Source organism: Haloarcula sp. JP-L23 (genome assembly GCF_011602445.1).
Taxonomy (GTDB): domain Archaea; phylum Halobacteriota; class Halobacteria; order Halobacteriales; family Haloarculaceae; genus Haloarcula; species Haloarcula pellucida.
In genome coordinates, this window is sequence record NZ_CP050014.1 from 639,327 (window position 1) to 655,600 (window position 16,274).

The 16,274-nt window shown below is 58.0% G+C and carries 15 protein-coding genes and 1 pseudogene; 8 read left to right on the forward strand and 8 right to left on the reverse strand.

Annotation, left to right across the window (positions count from 1 at the left end):
* Positions 1-47: 47 nt before the first annotated feature.
* From G9465_RS03065 to G9465_RS03095, 7 genes are read left to right on the forward strand one after another with little or no spacing between them, the layout of a single operon-like run.
* Positions 48-2,144, forward strand: coding sequence for a minichromosome maintenance protein MCM (locus G9465_RS03065; protein ID WP_166967424.1), 2,097 nt, complete (start codon positions 48-50; stop codon positions 2,142-2,144).
* The gene (locus G9465_RS03070) at positions 2,145-2,417 is read left to right on the forward strand and encodes a hypothetical protein (RefSeq protein ID WP_166967426.1); all 273 of its coding nucleotides are present in this window, start codon (positions 2,145-2,147) and stop codon (positions 2,415-2,417) included. It begins immediately after the preceding gene.
* A gap of 30 nt (positions 2,418-2,447) precedes the next feature.
* Positions 2,448-3,047, forward strand: coding sequence for a hypothetical protein (locus tag G9465_RS03075; RefSeq protein WP_166967428.1), 600 nt, complete (start codon positions 2,448-2,450; stop codon positions 3,045-3,047).
* 41 nt (positions 3,048-3,088) lie between these two features.
* Positions 3,089-3,421, forward strand: coding sequence for a hypothetical protein (locus G9465_RS03080; RefSeq protein WP_166967430.1), 333 nt, complete (start codon positions 3,089-3,091; stop codon positions 3,419-3,421).
* Positions 3,418-4,227 (forward strand): hypothetical protein, encoded by an 810-nt coding sequence (locus G9465_RS03085; protein ID WP_166967432.1) that lies wholly within the window; start codon positions 3,418-3,420, stop codon positions 4,225-4,227. Before G9465_RS03080 ends, G9465_RS03085 begins: the two co-directional genes overlap by 4 nt.
* A 33-nt stretch (positions 4,228-4,260) precedes the next feature.
* Positions 4,261-4,995, forward strand: a complete 735-nt coding sequence (locus G9465_RS03090; RefSeq protein ID WP_166967434.1) for a hypothetical protein — start codon at positions 4,261-4,263, stop codon at positions 4,993-4,995.
* Positions 4,992-5,657 carry a P-loop NTPase gene (locus tag G9465_RS03095; RefSeq protein WP_166967436.1) on the forward strand — a complete coding sequence of 222 codons (666 nt, stop codon included), beginning with the start codon at positions 4,992-4,994 and terminating at the stop codon, positions 5,655-5,657. The genes G9465_RS03090 and G9465_RS03095 overlap by 4 nt, the downstream gene beginning before the upstream one ends.
* Here the strand turns inward: G9465_RS03095 and G9465_RS03100 are convergent.
* The 4 genes and pseudogenes from G9465_RS03100 to G9465_RS03115 form a co-directional block, all read right to left on the reverse strand.
* A pseudogene (locus tag G9465_RS03100) lies at positions 5,636-6,337 on the reverse strand (transcription initiation factor IIB family protein); the annotation flags it as partial. The gene G9465_RS03095 and the pseudogene G9465_RS03100 sit on opposite strands and share 22 nt — an antisense overlap.
* 206 nt (positions 6,338-6,543) lie before the next feature.
* Positions 6,544-7,791 (reverse strand): bifunctional DNA primase/polymerase, encoded by a 1,248-nt coding sequence (locus G9465_RS03105; RefSeq protein WP_166967438.1) that lies wholly within the window; start codon positions 7,789-7,791, stop codon positions 6,544-6,546.
* On the reverse strand, positions 7,784-8,203 hold the full coding sequence (locus G9465_RS03110) for a hypothetical protein (protein WP_166967440.1): 420 nt from the start codon (positions 8,201-8,203) through the stop codon (positions 7,784-7,786). Before G9465_RS03110 ends, G9465_RS03105 begins: the two co-directional genes overlap by 8 nt.
* 126 nt (positions 8,204-8,329) lie before the next feature.
* Entirely contained in the window at positions 8,330-8,488 is a 159-nt protein-coding gene (locus tag G9465_RS03115; RefSeq protein ID WP_166967442.1) for an antitoxin VapB family protein, read from the reverse strand.
* 225 nt (positions 8,489-8,713) lie between these two features.
* Between G9465_RS03115 and G9465_RS03120 the strand changes: the two genes are divergently transcribed.
* Entirely contained in the window at positions 8,714-9,121 is a 408-nt protein-coding gene (locus tag G9465_RS03120) for a hypothetical protein (protein WP_166967443.1), read from the forward strand.
* On the opposite strand, the gene G9465_RS03125 is transcribed toward G9465_RS03120, so the two are convergent.
* The 4 genes from G9465_RS03125 to G9465_RS03140 all read right to left on the reverse strand — a co-directional run bounded on the left by G9465_RS03125 (position 9,118) and on the right by G9465_RS03140 (position 16,110).
* On the reverse strand, positions 9,118-9,771 hold the full coding sequence (locus G9465_RS03125) for a recombinase family protein (RefSeq protein WP_166967445.1): 654 nt from the start codon (positions 9,769-9,771) through the stop codon (positions 9,118-9,120). The two genes, G9465_RS03120 and G9465_RS03125, sit on opposite strands and share 4 nt — an antisense overlap.
* Before the next feature lie 89 nt (positions 9,772-9,860).
* Positions 9,861-12,830, reverse strand: a complete 2,970-nt coding sequence (locus G9465_RS03130) for a type I restriction endonuclease subunit R (protein ID WP_166967447.1) — start codon at positions 12,828-12,830, stop codon at positions 9,861-9,863.
* A complete protein-coding gene (locus tag G9465_RS03135) occupies positions 12,827-14,122 on the reverse strand; it encodes a restriction endonuclease subunit S (RefSeq protein WP_166967449.1) in 1,296 nt (431 codons plus the stop codon). The genes G9465_RS03130 and G9465_RS03135 overlap by 4 nt, the downstream gene beginning before the upstream one ends.
* Complete coding sequence (locus G9465_RS03140; RefSeq protein WP_166967451.1) at positions 14,119-16,110, reverse strand: class I SAM-dependent DNA methyltransferase; 1,992 nt, start codon at positions 16,108-16,110, stop codon at positions 14,119-14,121. Before G9465_RS03140 ends, G9465_RS03135 begins: the two co-directional genes overlap by 4 nt.
* Between the last annotated feature and the right edge of the window lie 164 nt (positions 16,111-16,274).

The window sequence follows — 16,274 nt, forward strand, 5'->3', positions numbered from 1 at the left end:
GTTTGCGAACCTTCTTAGGCGAGTGGGCGTAACCTCTGTGCACTCAGATGGCGACCGCCGAGAACACCGAACTCATCGACCGCTTCGAGGAGTTCTACCGCAACTACTACCGAAACGAAATCGGTGAGCTCGCCCAGAAATACCCGAACGACCAGAAGTCGCTGTACGTCGACTGGCAGGACCTCTACCGGTTCGACCCCGACCTCGCCGACGACTACCGCACGAAACCCGAGCAACTGCAAGAGTACGCCGAGGAGGCTCTGCGCCTCTACGACCTCCCGGTGGACGTCTCGCTCGGGCAGGCCCACGTCCGCGTCCAGAACCTCCCGGAGTCCGAGGACATCAGGGAGATACGCCACGAACACCACGGCAACCTCATCGCCGTACAGGGCATCGTCCGCAAGGCGACGGACGTCCGCCCGAAGGTCCTCACTGCCGCCTTCGAGTGCCAGCGCTGTGGCACCCTCACCCGTATCCCACAGGCCGCCGGCGACTTTCAGGAACCCCACGAGTGTCAGGGCTGTGAGCGACAGGGCCCGTTCCGCCTGAACACCGACCAGTCCGAGTTCATCGACGCGCAGAAGATCCGCGTTCAGGAGTCCCCGGAGGGACTGCGCGGCGGGGAGACGCCCCAGTCTATCGACATCAACATCGAGGACGACATCACGGGGAAGGTCACCGCCGGCGACCACGTCCGCGCGACGGGTATCCTCAAACTCGACCAGCAGGGGTCCGATCAGGACAAGTCCCCGATGTTCGACATCTACATGGACGGTGTCAGCGTCGTCATCGAGGACGAGCAGTTCGAGGACATGGAGATAACGGACGCCGACAAGACGGAGATCGTCGAACTCTCGAACGAACCCGACATCTACGACCAGATGGTCGGCGCCATCGCCCCCTCTATCTACGGCTACGAGAAGGAGAAACTCGCGATGATGCTCCAGCTGTTCTCGGGGGTGACCAAGGACCTTCCTGACGGTTCGCGTATACGTGGGGACCTCCATATGTTGCTGATAGGTGACCCTGGGACGGGGAAGTCCCAGATGCTATCATACATCCGAGAGATTGCACCTCGGTCCGTCTACACCTCCGGGAAGGGTTCCAGTTCAGCAGGGCTGACCGCCGCCGCCGTCCGGGACGACTTCGGCGACGGCCAGCAGTGGACGCTGGAAGCCGGCGCTCTCGTCCTCGCGGACCAGGGCATCGCCGCAGTGGACGAACTCGACAAGATGAGCCCCGAGGACCGCTCGGCGATGCACGAGGCGCTCGAACAGCAACGCATCAGCGTCTCGAAGGCCGGTATCAACGCCACGCTCAAATCGCGGTGTTCGCTGTTGGGCGCGGCCAACCCGAAGTACGGTCGCTTCGACCAGTACGAACCCATCGGCGAGCAGATAGACTTAGAACCCGCGCTCATCTCCCGGTTCGACCTCATCTTCACCGTCACCGACAAGCCAGACGAAGAGGCCGACCGTAACCTCGCGGAACACATCATCCAGACCAACTACGCGGGCGAACTTCACACCCATCGCACCCAGAACCCCACCTCGAACTTCTCCGAGGAAGAAGTCGACACGGTCACCGACGAGGTGGCCCCGACCATCGAACCGGACCTCCTCCGGAAGTACGTCGCCTACGCGAAACGGAACTGCTTCCCGACGATGACCGAGGAGGCGAAGACGGTCATCGAGGACTTCTACGTCGACCTGCGACTGAAAGGGCAGGACGACGACGCGCCGGTGCCGGTGACCGCCCGGAAACTCGAAGCACTGGTCCGGCTGGCCGAGGCGTCGGCGCGCATCCGCCTCTCGGATACCGTCGAGGAGGCGGACGCCGACCGGGCGGTCGACATCGCCCACTACTGCCTGAAGGAGATCGGCGTCGACCCCGAGACCGGCGAGTTCGACGCCGACGTGGTCGAGACCGGCACCTCGAAGAGCCAGCGCGACCGCATCCAGAACATCCGGGGCATCATCGCCGACATCGAGGACGAGTACGACGAGGGCGCGCCCATCGACGTCGTCGTCGAACGCGCCGAGGAGGTCGGCATCGACGAGTCGAAGGCCGAACACGAGATAGAGAAACTCAAACAGAAAGGCGAGGTGTACGAACCTCGTACCGACCACCTTCGGACGACGTAGATGGACCGCATCTCAGCCCTCCGGAACGTCGAGGAAGCGCTCGCCGCCTTCGAGGCCGGCGAGTGCTCGCTCTCGGACCTCGAATCGGACGTCCGCGGCGTGTTACGGACCTACGCTGCCGACTTCGAGGGCGACCTACAGGCGTACCGGGCCAGCGGTGACGGGCCGGCGGACGGTCTCGTCGTCCTCGCCGCGTCGGAACCCGAAGCGCGAGAGCGGGTCGCCGAACTCGTCGCTGACTCCGTGACGTTTTCAGTATCGGCCGTCGACTGAGCGGTCTGTGGACGACCAGCGAGGAGCGCTATGTGTGAACTACCCGATACAATCGCGAACGCCAGTACTACCCTGCTGTGTCACTCGCCGATGCCCGGAGAGAGTGGGTACGCTGGGAGCGAGACCTGTCTGGGCCTGTTGTCGTCGGCGGGGCTGGACTCCACGGTCGTGTTGGTGACGTTTACGTGCCCGCCGGCGGCGTGTCTCGAGGCGTATCCTCGTGCTGTCGGGACCGACGACGCCCCCTCGCTGACCGTCGTCGCCGTCGGTGACGCGTCGACGGCGGCCGACCCCTCGATTGCGGACGTCGACGTCGACACCGTCTCGACGCCGAGCGACCTGACCTGTCTCGGCATCACGCTGAGTCAGGAGCTATCGGCGGCCGACGACGTCGTCCTCTGTTTCGACTCGCTGACCGCACTGCTCCAGAACGTCCCCGTAGAGACGGTGTACGAGTTCCTCCACGCCGTCGTCGGGCAACTCGACGCGGCCGACGCTAGCGCACACGTCCACCTCGACCCGACCGCTCACGACCGACAGACGGTCGACACGCTGGCGCCGCTGTTCGACACCGTCGTCGAGGTGGACGACGGCGAGCGCACGGTTCGGACGAGACAATTTTCGAGATAGATAACGTAAATTTTTATACCCGGCGGGCGGACCGTTCGGCAGTGCTGTTGGTCGTGGCCCATTCGCGTCCCGCCCGACGTGACCTGCGCAACGTCTGCCGAGCGCACGATGACTGTGTCGTCAGGCGGTTCGGACGGGCGGCGCTGCTGTCGTGGACGGAGTTCGCCGCGTTTCAGGCCCTCCGTCTCCACGAGAAACACGGACTCGACGTCCAGCTAGAGCGTGTGGTTCCGTTCGAACCCGCCGACGCGCCCGACCACGTACAGGAAGCGGCCGACATCTACGAGGACCGCGACCACCCGTCGACGCCGTACGCGCGGTTCGCGTCGGGCGGGACCTGCCGGCCCCGACGAGATGCGGGGGCCGACCTGTGAGGCTCACCGTCGGCGGCACGACGTACGAAGGCCGTGTCGTCGACCTCCGGGGGCGGGCGGTCGATGGCGCGACGCTCGCGGCGGCCGTTCGCGGCGACCGCTGTCTCCCCGCTGTCGCTTCCGCCGACCCGCCGCCGGTGTACGACTACTGTGGCCACGTCCACGCTGCGATGGGCCTCCGAACGCGGACGGCTCTCGCCGCCGCCGGCCGTTCCCGTGGCTACGAGACCCCACACGACGACGCGATCGACGAGTTGCGCGAGCGACTAGCGTCGGCGGACCCCGACGCGCCGTCGTTGCCCCCGGTCCGTGACGACGTCTCCCGGTCGACGCTCGCGGACCAGCGGGAGGCGGCAGCCACCCAGCGCGGTCGGTTAGAGGCCCGACGGACACTCGGTGTCGACACCGATGCGGCCGAGCAGGCGGTCCGCGAGGCCACCCGGACGCTCAGCGAGCGAGAGACCGAGCGAGTCGCCGCCGAGGAGAGTCGGCGGCGTCGGCGCGAACTGGCACGGGCCTACCGAGACCGGCTGGCCGAGCGGCGTCAACTCGCCGATGCCCTCGCGAACCGGCAGCGCGACGCCCGCGAGTGTCTCGTAGACCGCCTCCACGATCGGTACGTCGCGGCGCTAGAGGCAGTCCCGGGATCGCGACCGACCGACCCGTTCGAGGCGTCACCGGTGACGGCCGCTCTGGCCGTCCTCCGCATCGCCCGGACCGAGGCCCCGGTCGTCGTCGGAACCGACTGCTTTGCCGACCCGACGGCGGCCGCAGACGTCCTCGACGCACCGATTATCCGGTGCTGAGGTTTAAATCCAAACGGGCGGCCACCTCGGGCCATGGTTACGCTCGACTGCACAACCAGTCACCACGACGGGGTGACGCTGGTCGCGCTTTCCCTGCGGGACCTCGACGAATCGACTCGGGTGACCGTCCGCAACCGCCTCGACGGCCCCGTGTGGCCGCCACGTCGTGAGGGTCTCCCGGTCACTGGCTGGACCGAGACGGGCTTCGAGGGCGTCGTCGGCCCCGGGGACCACGCGCTCGGCTACGCCACGCCGGCGCCACCGGCCGACCCGCCTGCGGTTCTCGACGACGCGACGCCGGCACCGAACGCCGACGGAGCCGGTGTGTCTCCCGAAAGCGCTGCCGACGTCGTCCGTGAACTCGGTGATCCGTCGCCGCCCGCCGACGCCGTCCCGGCCGGCGCTGCAGCGACGACTGACGCGGACTCGTGTGATGCCGTCACCGAGTCAGACGCCGGACCGGCAGCGCGGTCTACCACGGCGGCGCGACCGCAGACGGACGGTCGGGTACCGGCGGCAGTCGAACCGTGGCTAGAGACGATGGCCGCCCGGGTCGAAGTGGCCGAGACGCTGGCCGACGCCGAGACGCTCCCGGCGGCGACCGCGGCGGTCAGCGAGGCCGGCGGACTGGCCGAGGTACGCACGCTCGCCGAGTCGGGAGCGACCGACGAACGACGACTCAGGCGACTCGCTCTACGTGCGGCGGCGCTCGCCGACCGCCGTGCCGCCGCCACCGTCCCGGTCGAGACGCTGGCCCGCATCGCATGATTCTGGCCGTCACCGGCGGCAAGGGCGGGGTCGGCAAGTCGACGGTCGCGTACAACCTCGCGGCGGAACTAGACGGCGTCGTCGTCGACGGTGACCTCGCGATGGCGGACCTACCCGCCGGTCACGGCCCGGACCTCCACGACGTTCTCGCGGGCCGAGCGACCGTCCACGAGGCGGTTCGCGTCGACGGCCCAGTGACGACGGTCCCTTGCGGACGGACGCTTGCCGGGGCACGAGCGGCCGACCCGACGGCGCTGACCGACGCCTTAGAGACGCTGGACCGGACGTATCGCTGGGTCGTCGTGGACTCCCCGGCGGGGCTGCGCGCCGACGTTGGACTCCCCCTCGCCGTCGCCGACGCGACGGTACTGGTGACGACGCCGGCGACGGCCGCCATCGCCGACGCACTCCGGGTGCGAGAACTCGCCCGCGAACTGGACGCCGGTCTCTGTCGTGTCGTTCTCAACCGAACCGGGTCGGACCCGGTGACGAAACCGACCGCAGATCGATTTGGCGCGCCGGTCGTCACGGTGCCAGACAGCGACGCGCTGGCGACGGCCCAGCGTCACGGGACGCCGGTCCGCCAGACCGCGCCCGACTCGCCTGCGAGCGACGCCTTCGAGAAACTCGCCGCCGCCGTCTACTCTTGCAGTTCGGTGTAAGTCCCCCGGAGCGTCACCGGGGTTACGTCACCGACCTCGGCCGCTTCGGCCTGTGTGAGCCCGATACCGTGCTCCTGTGCCGCGGTGTAGAGACACGCCGTGGCGACGCCAGCGGGGTTACGCCCGCCGACGATACCGCTATCGCGTGCCTCGTCGACCAACTGCTCCGCGCGGTTACGAACGCTCTCCGAGAGGCCCAGTTCCGTCGCGAACCGCGGGACGTACTCGCGGGGGTCGATGGGCCCCGTCGGCAGGCCGAGGTCCCGGTTGAGGGCGTCGTAGGCCGCCCGAAGTTCGTCCGGGTCGGCGCGGGCCGCCCGGCACAACTCTTCGACGGTCCGGGCGACGTCCTCCGTCCGGCAGGTAGCGTACACCGCCGCCGCCGCGAACCCTTCCAGCGACCGCCCTTGTAGGAGGTCTTCGTTCTGTGCCGACTCGAACAGCACGCAGGCTCGGTCCCGGATGGCGTTCGAGAGGCCGAGCGACCCGACGATGCGCCGAATCTCGGTGAACGCGTAAATCTGGTTGCGCTCGCGTTTGGAACTGACCTGCGCGCGGCGGTGTTCTCGGCGGAGGCGTGCCATCTGGCGACGCTTCCGGCCCTTGAGCCGCGTCGAGCGGCCGATGTCAGTCGAGAGGCCGCGGTCGTGGCGTGACCGCGTCAGCGGCGCGCCGGTCCTTCCTACGACCGATAATTAACAACAATAACCGACAGACGGCACACGGCCTCTCGACTGACATCGGCCGCTCGTCCTACTATCTCGTTCGTTAGACGACTGCACCCCGACGCTGGCACAGGGTTGTATCCGCAAGTGGGGGTAGAACTCACTTAGTATTCTGGTGATTACTTCAAATACGGTTATTTTCTCACCCACAGACGACGTGGTCATTCTGAGAGACAGTGCGGTGTAATAGCATATAGCCAGCGTCGTCTATCAGCTGGATCTTGTTTTGCAACTACACTGTCGTCTTCTTCAAGTTGATTCAATGCACGACTCACTTGCCGCTTGCTTCGGTCAACGTTGGAATGATCGGCTATTTCCTGTGTGGTCGCCGGTTCTAATTCTAGAACCGCTTCTTGCACATTAGATCGAGTCACATAGCTCACTGCTGGTCTTTCCGCGTATGGAAGTGGTGGTGTGGGTGGATTGAAGGTCGTCTCGTGGTCACACCCCTTTTCGAGCGTCAAAGTACGATAAATGTCGTCTCGTTCTCTCCATTTTCGGATTTCACCAGTATCTGTCTCCGGATATCGTTCGCAAGCGAAGTTCATGAGTCGAGCGACTGTATCCATCTCGTTCTGAAACCACCATCCGAGAGACGATACTAGCGACTGTTCTGCACGGGAACGATCATCGTCAAATTCGGTTTCTGAATATCTCCCTTCCCATAGCGCTCGAAGTCGCTCACCATTCTTCGAGGAGAAGGCCTTGTTTAGTCGTTGACGCTCATCAACTGTGAGGTCCGTAGATGTGGTGCTGTAGCCGTTATCCGAGGTTGACGAGTTCGGTTTAATGTCTTGGGCATTAGTGTGGGTTGAAGCTATAGAATCGGTAGCTGCTCCGCTTGTATCACCTCCAGCAGTCGCTCCTACAGTACTATTCTCTTCGTCACCGTCAATCGCTTCAAGAAATGAAAATAAAGTATCGTTATCGAGTACGGTTATCGGTTGGTCCTGTTGAATACGATAGTGGCCTTCACCGGGTTTGCTACAGTCGTGTTGATTTTTCTGGCATTCTGTGAGTTCTGAACCGGGTCCGACGACATACATATTATTAACTCGAAGCTCGCCCCAGTCACGCACTTTCCCTTCAATTTCTCTGTCTATGATATAATATCGATGCTCGCCTCCATGCGGTGAGCTTGTTGTGAAAGTCGGAGGCAAGCTGACTGGTAGTGCCCTGAAAGCTTCTTTATCGTCAACATCAACAAAGGCTAAATCTTCAACAGAATATACACCATAGTTTCCGTCGGGCGGTCTCTCAAACCGGCTATCGTGATCAAATACTTCTTTTATCTTATCAATTCGCACAAAGGGATTTGCGGAGATACCGGCCTCTGCCAATCGACGGGTAACTACTGTTCTCGGGTTGACATAGCTACCGCTCGTAACCTCTGACTTTCCACTACTCATTGTTCTTTTTCTCCGGAGCTTCGTTGGTTGTCTTCTTTGCTGCCTTTGAGACGACGCTGGCATGTCCAGAGTTGGAGCGGCTGCCCGCTCTGACCTTCAGAGCACCAATTGGGATGCATCCCTCTACACCAGTGATTGTATCATCGTCAAAACGGTGTGGCTTCACTCTCTTGCCCCAAGTACCATCTTCGGTAGTAACGCGCAGCTGTTTAATTTCAAACTCCGGGTGTTGTAGCAATCGGCGAGTGATTCCGGCTTCCTCTGAATACACCCGAATTCTATCATCAGGCTTCGTGAAGTGGAAGGTTGTCTCTTTCTCGCCCGGCTGTAGCTCGGGGTCTTCTGCAACGCGTTCCACCAGCAGTTCTCGGTCAACAGCACCATTGTTCTGCGGCTGTCGGTTCCGAGTCATCAAGCAAACACCTCTCGGCAATCCGTTAGTGGAAGATCCTGCCGTCTCGCATAGGCGTCGGAACGCTTTTGCGAACGGCGGGAGAAGCTTCGACTGGATACGCCGGGTGCTTCTCCCGGATTTCGCTTAATCCTCCAGAGCCTCCTTTGGGTCGTACTGTTCAACCATGTCGTTGAGCAGCTCGCTGAAGCTCATGCTATTGAAAGGCTTCGCATCGGTGAGCCTCTCGTATACCGTTTCTTTCACCGTTATTGTGGTCGTATCGTCTGATTTATTGGAACGCATGGCCACTATTTCCTACGGGATGCAATACATTATAGTGTATCGACGAAACACTATATTGTAATGCCAGATAGCTCACCGGGTTTGTTGACTAAAGGACAGCGCGAGTATCTTCGCGGAAAAAAGCAAATTGAGGACGCGAACAGCGAACGTGTCGAAAGATCTCGAATCCGAAAACGTATCGTGACTGCGATGAGTGATTTTCGGCTACTTTGGGAAAATATCGGTTTGACTGACTTAGAACAGATCTTCGATTCACTGGATGGTCACCCTTCTCTGGCAGAGGTTAGCAGCAGCGAGATGAGGGAAAATATCGTCTCCGTAGTTGCGTTTCTATACAGTGGATTCAAATCACAAGGGTTCGGTACTGACGAGTTCGAAGACATACTCGAAAAGGGGATAAAAAAAGCCGAAGCCGAACTTCACGAGTTCCCAGACGGTTCCGATGCGTCGTTCGAAATAACTCAAGCTACCGTGGATATAGAGATTGAGCGATATAGCGGGGACGACCTAGCTCTGTTGGATAAACTATCCGATGAATATGAAATAAATCCAGATGTTGATCCTAATGAGGTCTTCGAGGAACTTGTCGATAGAGGTCTACTGGAACGGCGTGACGACAGCAACGAAGTTTAGATACCGTACATCTCGCAGCGATCTAGTGCCCGTGTGACCGTCGTCCGAGAGGTACCGAGTTCTTGTGCTGCGCTCCGTTTAGAGAGCTCGTCTTTTTGAACCATATCAAGGACAGCAACTACGCTATCGTAATTATCGGCCTCAATCAGACGACCGTCCTCTTTCTCGAAACCCAACGGAGGGCGGCCATGGTGATACTCATCTTCCGATTGCTGTCTAGCCACGATCCCCTCTCGCGTGTTCATCTGCTTGACTCGGGCTTGCCACTCCGCGAATGCGCCGAGCATCTGCATCTGTAGTCGGTGTAGAGGCCGTTCCTTGCCATCCCCGAAGGATAGACCGTCTCGGACGAAATGTATCTCAGAACCGGCCTCAGTCGCCCGTGAAACGGTTCGTTCGAGGTCTTGCAGTGACCGGGCCATCCGACTAATATCGTGAACGACGACAGCCTCAACTTCGCCTTGCTCTACTTCCCCCATCAGTTTTCGATATCCCTCCCGCTCGGTAGTCGTTCCAGTGCTTTTGTCGCGGTATGTCTCGATGTCTCCTAACTCCGCTCCGAGCGTCTCTTGAGCGTATTGGTGGGTCGCTTCGAGTTGGCGGTCAAGGTTCTGATCAGCGGTCGATACACGGCAATAACATGCGATCATTCGTACAGGGTACTACCTGACTTAAAACCTAGAGCCTTTCGTGCAGTCTGTACGGAAACGTTGGAAATCGTACCCAGCGAGTCGATGAATCAGCCTTCGGCGCTCTGGCTCTCTTGATACACCTCACGTCGGAGGTGTTTCGTGATTACCTCTTGAACCTCTTCGTTGTCCATGAACTTCGCGAAGAGTTCCTGATTTTGGTCCATCCGGTCGATGAACATGTCGGTCAGGACGTCGTCGAATTCTAGCGCGAAGTTCTCTCTGCTGTTGACCTGCGCGGAGCGGCGGAGGTGATCGTCTTCCAGTGCATCCTCTTTGAGTTGATCGAGGAATAGCTGGTCAGCCTCTGTGAAGTCAGTCCCCAACTCGTCGTTTATTTTCTCGACGATAGTAGACAGTTCAACTTCTGGGTCTTCTTCACTACCACCACCAGTCTCTGTCGGGGAAGATACGCCACCACCTGTGGAATCGAGTTCGATTTCCCCTTCCTCGGATTTCTCCAGCCTGTAGTACTGAAGCGCGAGTTCGTCGTTGAATTCAACTCGTGAAGTGTCCGAGTCTCGCGGGAGTTCCTTGTACAGGAACCGACCGAACGTGTACAACTTCTCTAACTGGGTGTCTGCGTAGTTGACGACCTGTGACTGAAACTTGTACAGCCGGAGGAAGGAGCGGAGTTTCGAGCGGAATTCGTCCTGTGTCTCCTCGTCCTTGACCATGAAGCGGTCCCTAGCAGGCTGTATATGCCCGTTTAGTTTCGCATGAGCCTGCTCTGTCCCTCTGTTCTCGGGGCTGAAGAACGCCTCTGCGAACTTGTCTACCTCCTGTTGTGTATAGATCTGGAAGCCGTTCAATTCGGATTCCAGTTTGTATATGTGCTGGGGGTCGGTCGTCTCCTCGACTGTCGTCTTCTCGTAGTAGGGCTGGAAGGCGTCGTAGATGTCCTCTCTATCGTTCTCGAAGTCGAGGACAAAGGTATCTTCTTTTCCGGGGTGTGTGCGGTTCAATCGAGAGAGCGTCTGAACGGCTTGCACGCCGGAGAGCTTCTTGTCGACGTACATCGTATGAAGAAGTGGCTGGTCGAAGCCAGTCTGGTACTTGTCGGCGACGACGAGAACCTGATATTCCGAGGTATCGAATTTGCTCGGGAGTTCAGATTGCTTGATACCGTTGTTCATGCCCTTTTCAGTGTACTCCATTCCGTCGTCCTCGACAGTCCCGCTGAAAGCCACGAGCGCGTTCAAGTCGTACCCATTCTGTTCAATGTGCTCGTCAATGGCCTTCTTGTACCGGACGGCCTGAACCCGTGAGGAAGTGACAATCATCGCCTTCGCCTTGCCGCCAATCTTGTGCTGTGTGTGGTTCCTGAAGTGTTCGACGATGATCTCTACCTTCTGGGAGATGTTGTGTGGGTGTAGCTTCAGGAAGCGTGAGACGGCTTTGACGGCTTTCTTTTGCGGGACCTGTGGATCCTCCTCGATTGCCTTCGCGATGCCGTAGAACGTATCGTAGGTCGTGTAGTTCTGGAGTACGTCGAGAATGAATCCCTCTTCAATAGCCTGCCGCATCGAGTAGAGATGGAACGGATCTGGCTTCTCACCATCCTCCGACGTATGGCCGAACGCTTCCAATGTCTTGCCTTTCGGCGTCGCAGTGAACGCGAAGAAGCTGAGATTCTCTTGTTGTCCACGAGATTTAGCACTTTTTGCGAGGAGGTCCTCCCAGTCGTCGTCTTCCTCGACGTTCTGCCTGGAAAGGATCTGCTTCATCTCCTTCGCCATCTCGCCGGTCTGACTGCTGTGAGCCTCGTCGACGACGATAGCGTAATTCCGTTCTGGAAGGCCCTGTGTGTGCTCGATGACGTAGGGGAACGTCTGAAGAGTGGTGATGATGACAGGCTTGCCCGCCTCTAGCGCGTCAGCCAACTCTTCGGATTTTGAACCCTGATCACCCTCGATACCGTGGACGACGCCGGTCTTGTGGTCCAATTCGTAGATCGTCTTTTGTAGCTGTTCGTCGAGGACCGTCCGGTCCGTGACGACAACCACACCGTCGAAGACTGCTTCGTCGGCGTCGTCGTGTAACGAGACGAGACGGTGGACCAGCCACGCGATAGACTTGCTCTTCCCACTTCCGGTAGAATGCTGAATTAGATAGTCCTCACCAGCCCCGTTCTCGCGGGCGCTCTCGACGAGTTTACGGACGCACTCCAGTTGGTGATAGCGCGGGAAGATCATCGTCTCCTCGGTGTCGACTTTCATCCCGTCTTTCGTGATCTCCTCCTCGTCGATGTGGATGAACCGCTGGAGTATCTCCATCCAGCTATCTTTGGCCCACACGTCTTCCCAGAGGTACGCTGTCCGGTGGCCAGACTCGTGTGGGGGGTTCCCAGAACCGTTGTCGTGACCGCGATTGAACGGCAGGAAGTGCGTATCGTCGCCGTCGAGTTCGGTCGTGTATTCGACTTCGTTGGGATCGACGGCGAAGTGGACCAGCGCTCCGCGCTTGAATTTCAGGACTGGTTCACCGGAGTCCCTGTCACTCATGTACTGCGTCTTCGCGGATTCGAGAGTCTGGCCGGTCATCGGGTTCTTCAGTTCTGCCGTCGCAACTGGAAGCCCATTGATCGAGAGAGCGAGATCGATACACTTGCCGGGGTCTGTCGTCGAGTAATACAGTTGGCGGGTGACGCCCAACCGATTGGCTTCGTAGCGACGCTGAACTTCGGGATTCAGTCCGGTATTGGGCTTGAACGCGGCGAGTTCGATAGTCGTGCCCGTCGTCCTGAACCCATGGCGAAGCAGTTCGAGCGTGCCAAGATTTTCGAGGGCGCTGGTAAGATCCTGCAAGAACCGCTTGCGGGCGTTCCCCTGATAGGCAGTCTCCAGTTTCTCCCACTTCTCTGGCTGTGTCTTTTTGACGAACGAGACGACGACATCAGGAAATATTCCCCGTTCGGCGTCGAACTCTTCGGAAGGGAGTTGTTCGTAGCCCCCATGCTGGAGGAGATGGGCTTCGATAGCGTCCTCAAATTTCTTTTCGTCGTATATACCCGGACTCATGGACTGGCTTTCTGTTTATCAGGATGTTGCCAGTCGGTTAAATCGATTTGGCCTGTGACAGCAGCAGTGATTAACGCTTGCCGTTTCTCTTCGAGTAGTTCAATGGTTTCCTCTACCTTGTCGATAAGCTCCCAGATACGGTCGGTCTCTTCCTGAATGTGCTCAACGATTTCCCGCTGCTCGTCTATCGGCGGAAGCGGTGTCTTGAACGACTCTATATCGGGCATATAGATCGTCTGGTGTGTAGATCCCTGTGTGAGACGGTCGAATTCCTGATCCATCGAACGGAAGACGTACAACAGATACTCGGGAAGAATCTCGTCGCCACAGACCCAATTTGCGAAGTCCTGCGACGTGGCCATTTTCTTCCCCATAATACCCGAGAAGCCAACCGATGCTGTCCGTGAGAGGAAGACCGTTCCTTCGGGTAGAAGTCGAGCCCCGGAGTTCGACAATCCGAGTTCATTGATTTTGTACTCAGTGTCGTTGAGGTAGACTTTCCGACCATCGCGGAACGGTTTGATATCAGAAGTCGTCACCCACGGAATATCGCAATCCACCCAGTATTCATCGTTAGATTTGCTGGGTGTGTGACCAGATTCAAGTTGAGCAACGAACCGGGTTCTGACGATATCCCAATGCTTTGGAATCGAATTGATCCACCCTGCCTCAACAGGGATTGTCTCTTCGGCATCCATTCCAGTTACTGCGTTATAGATCACAGACTGCTTTTTAGAGTAACATTCACTCTTTAGGGATTGAAGCGAACTAATGAGTTCGGCGAGAGATGGGACATTCTGCTGAAGGTATTTGACTATCTCTCTTTGTTTTTGTTTTGGCGGTACTGGTACTTTCCAGTTTTTTAGATCAGATAATGTGATCCCTGTACGTCCTTCTCCTGCAAGACCTCGTAGATGCTGATAATCACTCTTGAGACAGTAATAGAGATATTCCGGTATAATCTGGTCATCGCGAGGGACAAGCCCAGATAGTGACTGATTTACGGCAGCCGGCTTCTGAAGGATTCCTGCCATTCCCTTTGTTTTTCCTTGCCCCGCCAGTGCAACAACAACCGTACCCTCATCAAACAATTTAGTGCTTGATTCTTTTAGACCCCGCTCCGTGATGTACTCTGTCGGGGTTGAAATCCTGCCCTGATTTACTTCTCCTGATGCCATCCACGGAATATCACCATCCCAATAATCCGGATTATCGGTATCAGGAGTTCCGCCTGCATTGATTCGAGTTAACCACTGAAGACTGACTTCCGGATATTCAGTTCGACGATTCATTTTATGACTTCCTCCAGAAGTTCTTCTATATCCTGAGATGTATCTAATAACTCGGCGTCAATCTCATCCAACGCTCGTGGTTGTTCATACTTATAAAAACATCTTTCAAAATTGATTTCGTATCCTACTATACCAATCTCGCCATCTTGATCATCGTGGTACTTGCTACTCTCGTTGACCCACGCGTTATCTAAGTACGGCACAATCTCCTCCTCAAAGTACTCATACGGATCTCTGTCAAGCGGCACACGTTCTCTCTCACGAAGGTCACTATCGTATTCGGGATCACCATTCCCATCTCGGCAAATTTCTGCGTCAGGGTCTCGCTCCCCCATCACCCGCTCTATCGCGTTGTAGACGCTTTTTCGCACGTTGAGACCAGCCATGTTCAGTTGTAGCTCAACGTCGTTCAGGAAGGCTTCACGGTCCATCCAGACCTTCTCTTCATCCATCTTTAAGAGTGCTTCCTTGACACCTTCCTGTATCGATTCCTCACGATTCGTGAACGCACGCTCATCGTCAAGTGCTTCAATCCGTTCCTCTTTCACCTGAAACCGCATTCGAAGCGGCCGGTCAATTACGATGCGCCGGTAGCCAAACTCCTCGTTGTCAACCACCTTCGAGCGGCCATTAACTTCTAAGTCACCAAAGATTTGAGTGATTTCCTCAATATGCTCATCGGTTAGTTTGTGCCGCTTGTCACCGAGACTTTCGTCCATCTCCTTGTACATATCACGAGCATCAATTAGCTGGGTCTTGCCTTTACGATGCTCCGGTTTATCATTCGAGAGAACCCAGATGTACGTCCTGATCCCCGTGTTGTAGAACAGATTCTCCGGCAGTCCAACGATAGCCTCCAACCAGTCGTTTTCGAGAATCCAGCGGCGGATAGCCGACTCACCGCTGTTGGGCCCCCCGTTGAACAGCGGCGACCCGTTGAACACGATAGCGATACGGGATCCGCCCTCCTCTGGCGGTTTCATTTTGCTAACCATGTGCTGGAGGAAGAGAAAGGCCCCGTCGTTGATTCGCGGTGTCCCTGCTCCAAACCGACCGGCGAAGCCTTCTTGTTCGTGTTCCCGTTCGATTTCATCCTTGATTTTCTTCCACGAAACGCCGAACGGCGGATTCGAGAGCATGTAATCGAACCTCCGATTGGGGAATCCGTCGTTCGTGAAGGAGTTGCCATAGGCGATATTCTCGGGCTCTTGCCCTTTGATGAGCATATCCGAGTTACAGACGGCGTAGCTCTCAGGATTCAGTTCCTGTCCGAAGACGTGGAGATTCGCTTCGCTATTGAAACTTCGAACGTGGTCCTCGGCGACGCTCAACATTCCACCGGTACCACATGCCGGGTCGTAGACTGTCCGAGCAGCACCCTCCGTAGTCAGAACCTCGTCGTCCTCGTCGAAGATGAGATTCACCATCAACTCGATGACCTCGCGGGGCGTAAAGTGCTCCCCGGCGGTCTCGTTGCTGAGTTCGTTGAATTTCCGGACGAGTTCTTCGTAGATGTACCCCATCTCCTCGTTGGGCACTTCGTCGGGGTGGAGATCGATTTCGGCGAATTGCCGAACGACTTTGTAGAGGAGATCGGCTTCGTCGAGGCGCTGTATCTGGTGGTCGAAGTCGAACTTATCGAAGATTTCCTTCGTCTCCTCGTCGTAAGAGTTGATGTAGTACTGGAGGTTGCTTGCAATCTGGTCGGGGTCGTTACAGAGGGTCTGGAACGTGTACTCGCTGGTATTGTACACCTTCTCATCGGAAGCCTTCCGCAAGGCAGGCGCGACGTTCTCAATGCCAGACTGCTGAAGTTGCTCGTACTTTTCGAGTACGTCTTCCTTGTTCCGCTGGGTCACGCAGTCGAGACGGCGAAGCACCGTCAGCGGCAGGATGACTTTCTGATACTCCGACTGCTTGTAGTCCCCACGAAGAAGGTCCGCGATAGACCATATGAAATCGGCCTTCTCGTTGAAATTGTCGACCATCTACGACACAGCAAGCAGGTAGTACAATTAAATCATGTGGGGACGCCGCCACGCACCGCCACAGCCTCCCCCACAAGAGAAGGACAGCAAGGCCGCACCGCATGTAGCTGCGATCTCAGATATCTAGAAATCTATCGTAGACCGCTGCTCATGGATTCCTCCGT

What these genes read in the sequence shown, in the direction of transcription:
- G9465_RS03065 (WP_166967424.1), top strand. Translation starts at nt 48, where the DNA reads ATGGCGACCGCCGAGAACACCGAACTCATCGACCGCTTCGAGGAGTTC.
- G9465_RS03070 (WP_166967426.1), top strand. Translation starts at nt 2,145, where the DNA reads ATGGACCGCATCTCAGCCCTCCGGAACGTCGAGGAAGCGCTCGCCGCC.
- G9465_RS03075 (WP_166967428.1), top strand. Translation starts at nt 2,448, where the DNA reads ATGTGTGAACTACCCGATACAATCGCGAACGCCAGTACTACCCTGCTG.
- G9465_RS03090 (WP_166967434.1), top strand. Translation starts at nt 4,261, where the DNA reads ATGGTTACGCTCGACTGCACAACCAGTCACCACGACGGGGTGACGCTG.
- G9465_RS03095 (WP_166967436.1), top strand. Translation starts at nt 4,992, where the DNA reads ATGATTCTGGCCGTCACCGGCGGCAAGGGCGGGGTCGGCAAGTCGACG.
- G9465_RS03105 (WP_166967438.1), bottom strand. Translation starts at nt 7,791, where the DNA reads ATGAGTAGTGGAAAGTCAGAGGTTACGAGCGGTAGCTATGTCAACCCG.
- G9465_RS03110 (WP_166967440.1), bottom strand. Translation starts at nt 8,203, where the DNA reads ATGACTCGGAACCGACAGCCGCAGAACAATGGTGCTGTTGACCGAGAA.
- G9465_RS03115 (WP_166967442.1), bottom strand. Translation starts at nt 8,488, where the DNA reads ATGCGTTCCAATAAATCAGACGATACGACCACAATAACGGTGAAAGAA.
- G9465_RS03125 (WP_166967445.1), bottom strand. Translation starts at nt 9,771, where the DNA reads ATGATCGCATGTTATTGCCGTGTATCGACCGCTGATCAGAACCTTGAC.
- G9465_RS03130 (WP_166967447.1), bottom strand. Translation starts at nt 12,830, where the DNA reads ATGAGTCCGGGTATATACGACGAAAAGAAATTTGAGGACGCTATCGAA.
- G9465_RS03135 (WP_166967449.1), bottom strand. Translation starts at nt 14,122, where the DNA reads ATGAATCGTCGAACTGAATATCCGGAAGTCAGTCTTCAGTGGTTAACT.
- G9465_RS03140 (WP_166967451.1), bottom strand. Translation starts at nt 16,110, where the DNA reads ATGGTCGACAATTTCAACGAGAAGGCCGATTTCATATGGTCTATCGCG.